We start from the raw sequence: 13656 nt of genomic DNA on the forward strand, positions 1-13656 counted from the left end.
ACCAGCCATTAATTGGACATAGAAAAGACTGTATAACTCTTTACATCTTCTGTGTTTTTAATGATAATAGGTACAATAAAGTTTTCATTGTAAAGGTGATTCCATGGCTAATGAACAAGTACTGACTGCTGAGCAGGTCATAGAGAAGGCAAAACAATATTTAACGGATGAAGACTTGCTTTTCATTCAGAAAGCCTATGATTTTGCAGAAGAGGCGCATCGTGAACAATACCGAAAATCGGGTGAACCATATATTATTCATCCTATACAGGTCGCAGGGATTTTAGTTGATTTGGACATGGATCCGTCGACTATCGCGGGTGGATTTTTACATGACGTCGTAGAAGATACGGACGTGACACTTGATGACTTGAAACAAACATTTAATGATGAAGTCGCCATGCTAGTGGACGGGGTTACAAAGCTCGGAAAAATTAAATATAAATCTCACGAAGAACAACAGGCTGAAAATCATCGTAAAATGTTTGTCGCAATGGCACAGGACATTCGTGTGATCTTAATTAAACTTGCTGACCGTCTTCACAATATGCGCACACTTAAGCATTTGCCGCAAGAAAAGCAGCGGAGAATCTCTAATGAAACCCTTGAAATTTTCGCGCCTCTTGCACACCGGCTGGGGATTTCAAAAATAAAGTGGGAGCTTGAGGATACAGCTCTGCGCTATTTGAATCCGCAGCAGTATTACCGCATCGTAAATTTAATGAAGAAAAAGCGTGCAGAACGCGAACTTTATTTAGAAGAAGTCATTGATGAAGTGAAAAATCGTGTTCATGAAGTAAATATAAAAGCCGATTTCTCAGGCCGCCCAAAACATATTTACAGCATCTACCGAAAAATGGCACTTCAGAACAAGCAGTTTAATGAAATTTATGATTTATTGGCCGTTCGGATTATCGTAAACAGTATTAAAGACTGCTATGCTGTTCTCGGCATTATTCACACATGCTGGAAGCCGATGCCGGGCAGATTCAAAGATTATATAGCCATGCCAAAACCTAATATGTATCAATCCCTGCATACAACAGTGATCGGCCCAAAAGGCGATCCTCTTGAAGTTCAGATCCGCACAAAGGATATGCACACGATTGCAGAATACGGGATTGCTGCTCACTGGGCATACAAAGAAGGCAAAGAGGCCGAAGAGCAATCAACTCTTGAACAAAAATTAACATGGTTCCGCGAAATTCTGGAGTTCCAGAATGACACAACCAATGCAGAAGAGTTTATGGAATCATTAAAAATCGACCTGTTTTCAGATATGGTATTTATTTTTACACCTAAAGGTGATGTGATCGAAATGCCTTCAGGCTCTGTTCCGATTGATTTTGCATACCGCATCCATTCAGAGATCGGCAATAAGACGATCGGTGCAAAAGTAAACGGCAAAATCGTCACCCTGGACTATAAATTAAAAACAGGCGACATCATTGAAATCATGACTTCCAAACATTCCTACGGACCTAGTCAGGATTGGCTAAAGCTTGCCCAAACGTCTCAGGCGAAAAATAAAATCCGCCAATTCTTCAAAAAGCAGCGCCGTGAGGAAAATGTAGACAAAGGCAAAGAAATGGTTGAGAAAGAAATTAAAAATCTCGACTTTGAATTAAAAGAAGTCTTAACGAGTGATAATTTAAAGCGTGTAGCTGAAAAATTCAATTTCTCAAACGATGAGGACATGTATGCGGCTGTAGGCTATAACGGCATCACGGCAGCCCAGGTTGCAAATCGGTTAACTGAAAAATGGCGCAAAAAACGTGATATGGAACAAGAGAAAGATATTTCTGAAGTGATTTCTGAAGTGCGTCCTTATACATCTAAAAAACGTGACAGCGGGGTCCGTGTTAAAGGGATTGACAATCTGCTGATCCGTTTATCAAAATGCTGCAATCCTGTACCAGGTGATGAAATTGTCGGTTTTATCACAAAAGGACGCGGAGTTTCTGTTCATCGGGACGATTGCCCTAATGTGCATACGGATGAAGCACAGGCCCGTCTTATACCTGTTGAATGGGAAACACAGCTTGATGGCCGCAAAGAGTACAATGTTGAAATCGAGATTCTCGGCTATGACCGCAGAGGACTTCTTAACGAGGTTCTTCAGGCTGTCAACGAAACAAAGACAAACATTTCGTCTGTTGCAGGCAAATCTGACCGCAACAAAGTAGCTACGATAAACATGGCGATTGCCATTTCCAACATAAGCCATCTTCACAAAGTAGTGGAGCGGATTAAGCAAATTTCTGATATTTATTCTGTAAGAAGAATCATGAACTAGAAAGGGTTTTTCTGTCTTGAAAATAGTTGTACAGCGTGCCAAACATGCAGAAGTAAAAGTAAATAACGAAACGGTCGGCAAAATTTCTCAAGGATTTATGCTTTTAGTGGGGGTCACTCATGAGGATTCTGAACAGGATGCTGATTATCTTGCAGATAAAATTGCCAATCTGAGAGTTTTTGAAGACGAAGAGCAAAAAATGAATCTTTCCCTGATTGATGTGGGGGGACAAGCCTTATCCATTTCGCAGTTTACTCTCTACGGAGATTGCAGAAAAGGAAGAAGACCAAATTTCATGGCAGCTGCTAAACCTGATCAAGCACAGCCGTTATATGATTACTTCAATGCAAAGCTTCGTGAAAAAGGGATTACAGTACAAACAGGAGAGTTTGGCGCAATGATGGATGTATCCTTTACAAATGTCGGTCCTGTTACATTGATTCTCGAATCGCAAGCGAAATAAGAAGACTGCCGGGCACTGTGCCTGGCGGTTTTTTCTTTTTTTTTGGAATGTTTTGTGAAAAAATGAGGAACGAAATTGAATAATGCCAAAAAGCGGTATTATTAAAATGCGTCAAAGCGGGTGTATGAACAGAAAAATCATCTTCATCCTGAAAAAAGTGGGTCAAAGCGGTGTATGGAACAGAAAAATCGTCTCCATCCTGAAAAAAAGTGCTTCAACATCCTTACCGGGCAAGTTCACAACCAACCGCATGTAAAAAAACACTCAGGGCAGAGCCTGAGTGTTTTTTTATGCTTATTTAAAATACTGTGCCAGTCCATAATAAACCCCTTGTGCAACTCTTTCCTGATACGCACTTGAACGGACAGTCAGTTCTTCGGTGCTGTTGCTGACATACCCTAGTTCCAGAAGAATGGCAGGCTGCTTATTTTCACGGATAACATGATAATCTCCAAATTTCGTTCTGCGGTCTTTTAACTTCGTTTGTTTCAATAATTCAGAATGTACTGGTGATGCCAGCGGCTTATCTTTAGATCCGCTGTAATAGTAAGTCGTCATTCCATTGACGCTTCTATTATCAATACTGTCAAAATGGAGACTAATAAAAGCATCTGCATTTCTGTAGTGGGATGTGCTTACCCGTGAGCTTAAGCTGATGTAGCTGTCAGAGCTGCGCGTCAGATGCACGTCTGCACCAGAAGCTTTCAGTTTATCAAAGACGAGCTTGGCTGTAGACATCGTCAGGTTCTTCTCAAGGGTTCCTCTGGTGCCGATTGCCCCGCCATCACGTCCGCCATGGCCAGGATCTAAAACAACGGTTTTATTTTTTAAGTATGAGGTAACATCTCCGCCAGGCCTTGTAACAGAACTTCCTTCACCTGATTGTGATACCACCCATCCTGCCACATACCCTGAGATATTGCCGGAGAGCTGGATTTTAAACCAATCTCCTTCTTTGCTGATAACAGAAAATTGTTCACCTGCATTAGCACGTCTCAGAATACTTTGATTTGTAGATGAACCTTTTCGAATATTAGTCCCATCTTGCAAAATACTGACTTTAGATTGACTTGGTTTTTCATTGCCAGTATTTCCTTGCCCGTTAACAATTGAAATATAGGAACTGGAAACCCAGCCTTTTTTATTTCCCGAGTATTGAATATGATGCCAGCTTTTTTTAGTTTCAAGAATAGTTACTTCCGCATTTTTTAAGATGGAACCGACTACAGAGCCGTTTAAGCTGCCGCTGCTGCGGACGTTAAGTGAGCTTGCTGTTACTTTTCCTTTTTTGCCGCCGCTCACAGGCGATTGAACGGAACCAGTGGAAATAAAATCACTATGTACCCAGCCCTTTTGGCCGTTAAATTGAATTTCGTGCCATTTATCCTGTGTCTTTGTGATCGAAACAGAAGCATTCTTTTTCAAGCTTCCAATGGTGGCGGCTGATGTTGAAGGCTTATTTCGCACGTTCAGTGAAGTGGCAATGACCTTGCCGCTCGTTGCACCTGATGAAGCAGGTGCTTTGGCTTGTTCCTTCTTTAGAAAGATAACAAACTGGCTGGAAATCCAGCCTCTTTTTCCGTTAAAAGAGATCTCAACCCAATTTGAGTTTTGCTGGACAAATGATGCTGTTTGTCCCTTGTCAAATGTGCCTGTTACCTGAAAGCTTGTTCCAGGACCGCTGCGTATTCTCAAGTCTTCAGCATTTGATTTGACCGTGTCTGAAGTGCCTGAGCTTGTTTTTTGAGATTCAGAAGAGTGCTGAAGGGTTATAAGCCATGAGGCTACCCAGCCCTTGTTATTACCCGATAATTGAATTTGATACCAATCTTTTTTCTGGTCTGTGATGCTGTACACAGCCCCTTTTTTTACACTGGCGATGACAGAATAGCTTAATCCAGGGCCGCTTCTGATGTTTAATCCGTCAACTGCGATGACTGCTTTTTTTGATTCAGCTGATGCAGGCTTTGGCATCAATTGAATCTGGCTTATAATAAGCAGTGTGCAAATGATGGAAAAGAGTAGTTTTCGAAACAATGACCTATCCTCCTTTTTTATAGATAACTTATAGTACATTCGCTTTTTATATCGGCTATCCCTTGTGACATTTGATATATTTTTTCAGGAAAAAGGAAATGCTATAGGATAGACAGTTAAAAAGGAGCAATGACCATGAGGCACAGTGATAAAGGCGAGACAACCCATTATAACAATAATGATGTATTTGGAGTTAATTTTCATGAATTCGCGGAAAAAGAACAGCATTCTAATTTGTTTGAGCTTGCAAGTGAATATGGTTTAAGTTTGAGAGAAGTAAAGAAATTAAAAAAACAATTAAATCGCTCTTGACACAAAGCCAGAAACATTCGTATGATAGTATATAAATCTTAGCAAGAACTACATAATTTTGAACCATTGATGGAGAAGAGTAGTCAAGATGACACATGATAAGAGAGGAAAAGCCGTGGCTGAAAGCTTTTCGCATGATGACTTGATGAAGAAAACACTCCTTAGGTTTCCCTCTGAACGATACTGGCTGTATTTAATAGGAGGAGGACGTGACAGGCGTTAACTGTCTGAGTGGGAGCATTTTTTGCTTCAACTAGGGTGGCACCACGGGATCTAACTCTCGTCCCTACATTTTTATGTAGGGACGGGAGTTTTTTTATTTTCAAAAATTATGAAGGTTTATGTAAATTGGAGGAGTAAAACATGTCATTTCAAATTCCGAGAGGCACACAGGATATCCTTCCTGGAGATGTTGAACGCTGGCAATATATTGAAAATACAGCACGTGAAATTTGCAGATTATATCAATATAAAGAAATCCGCACACCAATCTTTGAACACACTGAGCTTTTTCAAAGAGGAGTAGGTGAATCAACAGATATCGTTCAAAAAGAAATGTATACCTTCCAGGACCGCAAAGGAAGAAGCTTGACCCTTCGCCCTGAAGGAACGGCTTCAACAGTTCGTGCATTTGTTGAAAAGAAATTGTACGCTCAGCCGGCACAGCCGACAAAGCTTTACTATATCGGACCAATGTTCCGTTATGAGCGCCCGCAGACAGGACGCTTCCGCCAATTCGTTCAGTTTGGGGTTGAGGCGCTTGGAAGCAACAGTCCTGCAATTGATGCAGAAGTCATATCTCTTGCAATGGAGCTTTATAGCGCAGTTGGATTAAAGAAGCTGAAGCTGATTATCAATAGTCTTGGCGATGCAGACAGCAGAAAAGCTCACCGCGAAGCATTAATTGCTCATTTTGAACCAAGAATCGGTGAATTTTGCTCGGATTGCCAGAAACGATTACAGCAAAATCCCCTTCGAATCCTGGATTGCAAAGTAGACCGGAATCATGAGCTTATGGCAACAGCCCCTTCGATTATGGATTACCTAAACGACGAGTCAAGAGCCTATTTCAATAAAGTTCAGCAATACTTAACAGATTTGAATATTGAGTTTACAGTAGATCCTAATCTAGTACGAGGATTAGATTACTACAATCACACGGCATTTGAGATCATGAGCGACGCAGAAGGATTCGGAGCGATCACAACACTTTGCGGCGGCGGCAGATACAATGGCCTTGTTGAAGACGTTGGCGGCCCTGAAACACCAGGAATCGGATTTGGTCTCAGTATCGAAAGATTTCTTGCTGCACTCGAAGCGGAAAACGTGGAGCTTCCAATTGAACAATCAATCGATTGCTTCGTCGTAGCACTTGGGGATAAAGCGAAAGACCGTTCTGTATCACTCGTATATGAACTCAGAAAAGCTGGATTGACTGCTGAAAAAGATTACGAGGACAAAAAAATGAAAGCTCAATTTAAGGCAGCAGATCGCTTAAAGGCTAAATTTGTCGCTGTATTGGGTGACGATGAAATTGAAAAGAACATCATATCTGTAAAAAACATGGAAACAGGCAGCCAAGTAGAAGTAGCATTAGATGAGCTTACAGCCTATATAAAAGCATAGCTTAAAGGAGAGTGACAAAGATGTTTGGACGAACATATTATTGCGGTGAAGTAACAGAAACAGCAATTGGTGAAAAAGTAGTATTAAAAGGGTGGGTGCAAAAACGCCGCGATCTTGGCGGGCTCATCTTCATCGATTTAAGAGACAGAACAGGAATTGTTCAAATTGTGATCAATCCTGAGGTTTCTGAGGATGCATTAAAAATCGCAGAAAAAATCCGCAGCGAATATGTATTGAATATTGAAGGCACAGTTGTCGGACGCACAGAGGGAACGGTAAACCCTAATCTTGCGACTGGAAGAATCGAAGTGAAAGTTGAAAATGTCACAATCATCAATGCTGCAAAAAATCCGCCTTTCCTGATTGAAGATAAATCTGAAGAAGTATCAGAAGATGTGCGTTTAAAATACCGTTATTTAGACTTAAGAAGACCTGCTTTACTTGATACATTCAAAATGCGCCACAACGTTTCAAAATCCATCCGCAATTTCCTTGATGAAAAAGGATTTTTAGATGTAGAAACGCCTATTTTAACGAAAAGCACTCCTGAGGGAGCGCGCGACTATTTAGTGCCGAGCCGTGTGCATGAAGGCGAATTCTATGCGCTTCCACAATCTCCGCAAATTTTCAAACAGCTGCTTATGGTATCGGGCTTTGACCGTTATTACCAAATTGCACGCTGCTTTAGAGACGAGGATCTGCGGGCTGACCGTCAGCCTGAATTTACTCAAGTTGATATTGAAATGTCATTTATGAGCCAAGATGAGATCATGTCATTAATGGAAGAAATGATGACGCGTATTATGAAAGAAACAAAAGGTGTGGATTTAACTCTTCCTCTTCCACGCATGACGTTTGACGAAGCAATGAGCCGCTATGGTTCTGATAAGCCTGATACACGATTCGGACTAGAGCTCGTCAATGTTTCCGAACTCGTGAAAGACAGCGGCTTTAAAGTGTTCAGCGGTGCTGTGCAAAACGGCGGAGAAGTAAAAGTGATTAATGTTAAAGGAGCAGCTGCTTCTTATTCAAGAAAAGATATTGATGCATTAACCGAGTTTGTTTCTCAATATGGTGCAAAAGGTCTTGCCTGGCTGAAAGTAGAGGAACAGGAGCTGAAAGGCCCTATTTCTAAATTCTTCCCTTCTGAAGAACAGGTAAGCTTAAAAACAGTGAGTGAAGCAGAACCAGGCGACTTATTGCTGTTTGTTGCAGACAAAAAGCAAGTAGTGGCAGATGCACTTGGTGCTTTACGTCTAAAACTTGGAAAAGAATTAGGGTTAATCGACGAAAGCAAATTCAATTTCCTTTGGGTAGTTGACTGGCCTCTAGTTGAATATGACGAAGAAGCGGGACGCTACTTTGCAGCGCATCATCCATTTACAATGCCTGCACGCGAGGATCTTGAGCTGTTTGAAACGAACCCAGGCGGCATGAAAGCTCAGGCCTATGACCTTGTTTTAAATGGATACGAGCTTGGCGGGGGATCCATTCGTATTTTCGAAAAAGAGATCCAGCAAAAAATGTTTAAGCTGCTTGGTTTCTCTGAGGAAGAAGCGGTGGAACAGTTTGGCTTCCTGTTAGAAGCTTTCGAATACGGCACCCCTCCTCATGGCGGAATTGCCCTTGGACTTGACCGTTTAGTCATGCTTTTGGCAGGCAGAACGAACTTGCGCGATACGATTGCATTCCCTAAAACGGCAAGTGCAAGCGACCTTCTGACACATGCTCCAAGTGAGGTCAGCACAGCACAATTAACGGATCTTCATCTTGCATTAAACCTGAAAAAGAGTGAATAATGCCCAGTATGATTTACTTGAAAACCGCACCTTGTTGTGGTAATCTTTTTACAAGATAAAAAGAAGTCCTGATGTGTACGTCGTACACTTAGTTTTGATCCAACATTACTTGATCCGGGAGTTCACGTTTTCATCGTTATGTAAATGCCTCATCATTCGATCAGAGGACTTGTCATACATGAAACAGGACACCCACCTGCTGTGAGCGGGTTCAAAACCAAGATAGCAGCGACGGCATAATTGGGACTACTTGACGAACGAGAATTCAGCCTGCATAAGCTTACTGCTTATGCAGGTTTTTATTTGAAGGAAATTCTGATTAAATAGGGAGCAGCACTTGTTTTTCATGAAAAGTATGATATATTCATTTTCAGGAAAAATACAGTCATGAATTAAATAAATGGAGTTGAGAGTTTTGCTGAATCAATTTTCCCGCAATGAACTTGCGATAGGCAAAGAAGGCATTGAAATTTTGAAAAACAGCACAGTTGCAGTCCTTGGAATTGGAGGAGTAGGTTCTTTCTCTGCGGAAGCGCTTGCTCGTTCTGGTGTAGGACGGATTTTGCTTGTAGATAAAGATGATGTGGATATCACAAATGTAAACCGCCAAATTCATGCACTCGTATCAACAGTAGGCAAACCAAAAGCTGATTTGATGAGAGACCGCATTAAAGAAATTAACCCGGAATGCGATTGTATTTCACTGAAAATGTTTTACACGGAAGAAACATATGAGGAATTCTTCAGCTATGGCCTTGATTATGTTATTGACGCTTCTGATACGATCTCATATAAAATTCATCTAATGAAAGAATGCTTAAATAGGGGCATTCCGATTATTTCAAGCATGGGTGCAGCGAATAAGACAGATCCGACAAGATTTCAAATTGCGGATATTTCCAAAACACATACAGATCCGATTGCCAAAGTGGTCAGAACCCGACTTCGCAAAGAAGGAATCAGAAAAGGCATTCAGGTTGTTTTCTCTGATGAAAGCCCGATTGTCATTCGCGAAGATGTACGTCTGAAGGTAGGCAATGATGCAGCGCAGATCCGCAAAGCGAAAATGCCGCCATCATCTAATGCGTGGGTACCTTCTGTAGCAGGTTTAATCATGGGCGGACATGTTATTATGGAGCTTTTAAAAGATATTAAAATTACACGTGTAAACGACTGAACAAAAAAAAGCGGCATGATGTGAAATCATGCCGTTTTTCTTATTGTCCAGCCCAACACTCCTAGTCACTCTGCCAGGACAAATTCCTGCAAAAAGTCAAACACCCTCAGGAATTCTTATCTGTCTGTCAGCGCTAAACGAGTGATTCCGCTTTTCCCTATTGCTGCCTAATCAGCTTTTTATAAATCTGCGAGAGGGACATTTCAAATTTCCCTGTCTGCTTTGGCTCATAGTATTTCTTCTTCTTTAAAGAGTCAGGGAGATACTGCTGTTTGACCCATCCGTTTTCAAAATCGTGCGGGTACTTGTAGTCAATGCCTCTCCCAAGCTTTTCTGCTCCCTTGTAATGGGCATCTTTCAGGTGAGCCGGAATTTCACCGCTTTTCCCGGAACGAATATCTGCTATCGCGGCATCCAGTGCTTTGTACGCGCTATTGGATTTTGGTGATAAGCAAAGCTCAATGACTGCATTTGCTAGCGGGATTCGCGCTTCCGGCAATCCGAGTCTTTCGGTCGCTTCAATGGCGGCCAATGTTCTTGCTCCAGCCTGAGGACTTGCAAGACCAATGTCTTCATATGCGATGACTAACAGCCTGCGGTTGATGCTTATTAGATCTCCAGCTTCTATCAGTCTGCCAAGATAATGTAGAGCTGCATTCACGTCAGAACCGCGGATTGATTTTTGAAACGCGGAAAGGACGTCATAGTGAGCATCCCCGTCTTTATCATGGACAAAGCTCTTTTTTTGCAGACATTCTTCTGCTGTATCAAGTGATACGTGTATTTCGCCATTTTCATCGGGATCTGTTGAGATGACCGCAAGCTCCAGGGCATTCAGAGCAGACCGGACGTCACCTGCACAGCTTGAAGCAAAATGCATGAGAGCTTCCTCGGAAATAACGGCCCGGTATTTGCCAAGTCCTTTCTTTTCATCCTTTAAAGCTCTTTCAAGTGCTGTTTTTATATCAGCAGCTTCAAGTGGCTTTAATTCGAAAATCTGACATCTGCTTCTGATAGCAGGATTGATCGCGTGATAGGGGTTGCTTGTTGTTGCTCCAATTAAAACGATTTTTCCATCCTCCAAATAAGGAAGAAGAAAATCCTGTTTTGCTTTATCAAGACGATGGACCTCATCAAGAATTAAAATGACCTTGCCGGACATTTTCGCTTCTTCTGCAACAATCTCCATATCTTTTTTATTATTCACAACCGCATTAAGCTTTCGGAAAGCTGTATTTGTGCTTCCTGCAATTGCTGTTGCGATGGATGTTTTTCCAATTCCGGGAGGGCCGTACAAAATCATGGAGCTCAAATGTTTTGCTTTTACCATCCGCTCAATCATTTTTCCTTTGCCGACTAAATGTTCCTGCCCGATGATTTCATCAATGTTTTCTGGTCTCATTCGAAATGCCAGAGGTTTCATGTTATCCCTCCCTAGGGAGAAGCACTAATCTTATTTTAACTAAGCTTATCATGACTTTCCCGCTTAGTCATAAAAATTGATATATATACCTTATAGTAAAACGATAAGTCAATTTGAATGCTCTGATGAAGGATAATATGCTATAATGGCATAGGTTCATTTATGAAATAGCAATTATTAACAGCGAAAAAAATAGATTGTTTCAGATTTTCAAACGAAGAAAGGCGGAGTGAAGAAAGATGGGCGCTTTCCGCAGTAAAAAGAATCAAGAGCTAAGTATTAGGTGGAGCATTTATTTCATAGGCCTGCTCATCATGTCTTTAGGCATCGTCCTTACAATAAAAGCAGAACTTGGCACATCTCCGTGGGATGTGCTTCATATAGGTTTATATTACCAGCTTGGTTTAACGATTGGATCTTGGGCAATTATTGTAGGAGGAACCATTCTTCTATTGTCATCAATCTTCACAAGAAAGCTGCCTCAGGCAGGTGCGTTTGTCAATATGCTGACTGTAGGTTTGTTTATAGATTTATACTTGCTTTTGCCTTTTATACAGACCCCAACCGGCTATGCCGGAAAAGCACTGATGCTTTTGCTTGGAATTATTGTGATGGGATATGGAATTGGCTTGTATATTTCTGCAGGATGCGGCGCCGGTCCTCGTGATACTTTAATGCTTGCTTTGGTTGAAAAGACCGGCATAAAGGTGTCAAGGATACGCGGAGCCATTGAATTGATTGTTCTTTTTTTCGGCTGGATCCTTGGCGGACCTGTCTTTATCGGAACAATCGTCTGCACACTATCTATTGGGTACGTCATTGGATTTACCCTTCCGCAATGTCAGAAGACAACGAATGCACTGCTTGAAAAGACAGTCAGAAAAGAGACAGTCAGAAAAGAACCGCATGTTCACCAAGTTAGCTAGAATTATAGGGGTGTATATATGAAAATTTCAACTAAAGGCCGTTATGGTCTTACAATTATGATAGAGCTTGCAAAGAAACACGGGGAAGGGCCAACCTCCTTAAAAAGCATCGCTCAGACGCATGATTTATCTGAACACTATTTAGAGCAATTAATTGCACCGCTCCGTAATGCCGGTTTAGTCAAGAGTATTCGTGGAGCATACGGAGGATATGTGCTCGGAAATGAACCTGATGCCATTACTGCAGGTGATATTATCAGAGTTCTTGAAGGACCGATCAGCCCTGTAGAAGTACTGGAAGATGAAGAGCCTGCTAAGCGCCATTTATGGATTCGCATACGCGATGCAGTGAAAGATGTACTGGATAATACAACTCTTGAAGATCTAGCAAACTACACAGATGGCGAGCAGGAATCTTATATGTTTTATATTTAAAAAGGAGGGAGTAAAATGGAGCGAATTTATTTGGACCATGCCGCTACATCCCCCATGCATCCGGAAGTGATTAACCAAATGCTTCCTCACATGCAGGATGTATTCGGAAATCCCTCAAGCATTCATTCATTCGGAAGAGAAAGCAGAAGACTGCTGGATGAGGCGAGAGCGGTTATTTCCAGGAGTCTTCATGCAAATCCGAAGGAAATTATTTTTACGAGCGGAGGAACAGAGGCTGATAATTTAGCCATAATCGGCTCTGCTCTTGCAAATCAGCATAAAGGCAGGCATATCATTACGACGCAGATTGAGCATCATGCTGTTTTAAATACATGCAAGCATTTGGAGAAACACGGATTTCAGGTCACCTATTTACCGGTTGATCAAAATGGGGCTGTTTCAATTGAAGATCTGAAAAGAGAATTGACGTCTGAAACAATATTGGTCACAATCATGTATGGGAACAATGAAACTGGTTCGATTCAGCCGATTGAGGAGATCGGCAAGGCTCTGAAGGATCATCAGGCTTTCTTCCATACAGATGCTGTACAGGCATTCGGAATACTTGATTTGAATGTTAAAGAGAGCTATATAGATTTGCTCTCTGCTTCTGGCCACAAGATTAATGGACCAAAAGGGACTGGTTTTCTATATGTTAAAGAAGGAATCTCGCTTAAACAGCATTCTCACGGCGGAGAACAAGAGCTGAAACGGCGAGCAGGAACGGAAAATGTACCCGGCATTGCCGGGCTGAAATCCGCGGTTGTGCTTGCGCTTGAAACAAGAAAACAAAAAACTGTACTTTATAAAGAGTTCAAAGATAAAATGATTGATATTTTAAAGACTGAAGATGTTCCATTTGAAATTAATGGAGAGATGGAAAGCAGCCTTCCGCATGTTCTGAATCTTTATTTTCCCGGTACAAATGTGGAGTCGATGCTTGTGAACATGGATATAGCAGGGATTGCTGTCTCAAGCGGATCAGCATGCACGGCAGGTTCAATTGAGCCTTCACATGTTCTGACTGCCATGTACGGGAAGGATGCTGAACGTACAAAAGCTTCTATCCGTTTTAGTTTTGGTCTTGGAAATACGATGGAGCAAGTTGAGAAGGCGGCTTTGGAAACCGCACGAATTGTAAAACGTTTAACAGCTTAGAATA

The 13656-nt window shown here is 41.6% G+C and carries 11 protein-coding genes, 1 other RNA gene and 1 other annotated feature; of the genes, 10 read left to right on the plus strand and 2 right to left on the minus strand.

What is annotated here, in order from left to right; all coding sequences use genetic code 11:
* Positions 1 to 103 precede the first annotated feature (103 nt).
* Entirely contained in the window at positions 104 to 2296 is a 2193-nt protein-coding gene (locus QFZ72_RS08955; RefSeq protein WP_307432058.1) for a RelA/SpoT family protein, read from the plus strand.
* A 16-nt stretch (positions 2297 to 2312) separates the two neighbouring features.
* Positions 2313 to 2759 carry a D-aminoacyl-tRNA deacylase gene (gene dtd, locus QFZ72_RS08960; protein WP_307432060.1) on the plus strand — a complete coding sequence of 149 codons (447 nt, stop codon included), beginning with the start codon at positions 2313 to 2315 and terminating at the stop codon, positions 2757 to 2759.
* Positions 2760 to 3053: 294 nt separating this feature from the next.
* On the opposite strand, the gene QFZ72_RS08965 is transcribed toward dtd, so the two are convergent.
* On the minus strand, positions 3054 to 4796 hold the full coding sequence (locus QFZ72_RS08965; protein WP_307432063.1) for an N-acetylmuramoyl-L-alanine amidase family protein: 1743 nt from the start codon (positions 4794 to 4796) through the stop codon (positions 3054 to 3056).
* Between the two features lie 135 nt (positions 4797 to 4931).
* Here QFZ72_RS08965 and QFZ72_RS08970 point away from each other — a divergent pair, with 135 nt between their 5' ends.
* The 5 genes from QFZ72_RS08970 to QFZ72_RS08990 all read left to right on the plus strand — a co-directional run bounded on the left by QFZ72_RS08970 (position 4932) and on the right by QFZ72_RS08990 (position 9710).
* The gene (locus QFZ72_RS08970; RefSeq protein WP_307432066.1) at positions 4932 to 5108 is read left to right on the plus strand and encodes a hypothetical protein; all 177 of its coding nucleotides are present in this window, start codon (positions 4932 to 4934) and stop codon (positions 5106 to 5108) included.
* Between the two features lie 57 nt (positions 5109 to 5165).
* Positions 5166 to 5399 (plus strand) — a binding site (T-box leader).
* A 72-nt stretch (positions 5400 to 5471) separates the two neighbouring features.
* On the plus strand, positions 5472 to 6734 hold the full coding sequence (gene hisS, locus QFZ72_RS08975) for a histidine--tRNA ligase (protein ID WP_307432069.1): 1263 nt from the start codon (positions 5472 to 5474) through the stop codon (positions 6732 to 6734).
* A 20-nt stretch (positions 6735 to 6754) separates the two neighbouring features.
* The gene (gene aspS, locus QFZ72_RS08980) at positions 6755 to 8533 is read left to right on the plus strand and encodes an aspartate--tRNA ligase (RefSeq protein ID WP_307432072.1); all 1779 of its coding nucleotides are present in this window, start codon (positions 6755 to 6757) and stop codon (positions 8531 to 8533) included.
* A 62-nt stretch (positions 8534 to 8595) separates the two neighbouring features.
* Positions 8596 to 8784: non-coding RNA, 6S RNA (gene ssrS / locus QFZ72_RS08985), on the plus strand.
* Positions 8785 to 8948: 164 nt separating this feature from the next.
* A complete protein-coding gene (locus tag QFZ72_RS08990; protein WP_307432073.1) occupies positions 8949 to 9710 on the plus strand; it encodes a tRNA threonylcarbamoyladenosine dehydratase in 762 nt (253 codons plus the stop codon).
* Positions 9711 to 9867: 157 nt separating this feature from the next.
* Here QFZ72_RS08990 and QFZ72_RS08995 read toward each other — a convergent pair whose 3' ends face one another.
* Positions 9868 to 11133 (minus strand): replication-associated recombination protein A, encoded by a 1266-nt coding sequence (locus QFZ72_RS08995; protein ID WP_307432077.1) that lies wholly within the window; start codon positions 11131 to 11133, stop codon positions 9868 to 9870.
* Between the two features lie 239 nt (positions 11134 to 11372).
* Here QFZ72_RS08995 and QFZ72_RS09000 point away from each other — a divergent pair, with 239 nt between their 5' ends.
* Genes QFZ72_RS09000 through QFZ72_RS09010 form a run of 3 tightly spaced genes read left to right on the plus strand, consistent with a single transcriptional unit; the run spans position 11373 to position 13652 of the window.
* On the plus strand, positions 11373 to 12059 hold the full coding sequence (locus QFZ72_RS09000) for a YczE/YyaS/YitT family protein (RefSeq protein ID WP_307432080.1): 687 nt from the start codon (positions 11373 to 11375) through the stop codon (positions 12057 to 12059).
* Between the two features lie 18 nt (positions 12060 to 12077).
* Positions 12078 to 12494, plus strand: coding sequence for a cysteine metabolism transcriptional regulator CymR (gene cymR, locus QFZ72_RS09005; protein ID WP_223436903.1), 417 nt, complete (start codon positions 12078 to 12080; stop codon positions 12492 to 12494).
* A gap of 15 nt (positions 12495 to 12509) precedes the next feature.
* Entirely contained in the window at positions 12510 to 13652 is a 1143-nt protein-coding gene (locus QFZ72_RS09010; protein WP_307432084.1) for a cysteine desulfurase family protein, read from the plus strand.
* The last annotated feature ends 4 nt before the right edge of the window (positions 13653 to 13656 follow it).

The sequence above is a fragment of the Bacillus sp. V2I10 genome (assembly GCF_030817055.1).
Lineage (GTDB): Bacteria > Bacillota > Bacilli > Bacillales > Bacillaceae > Bacillus_P.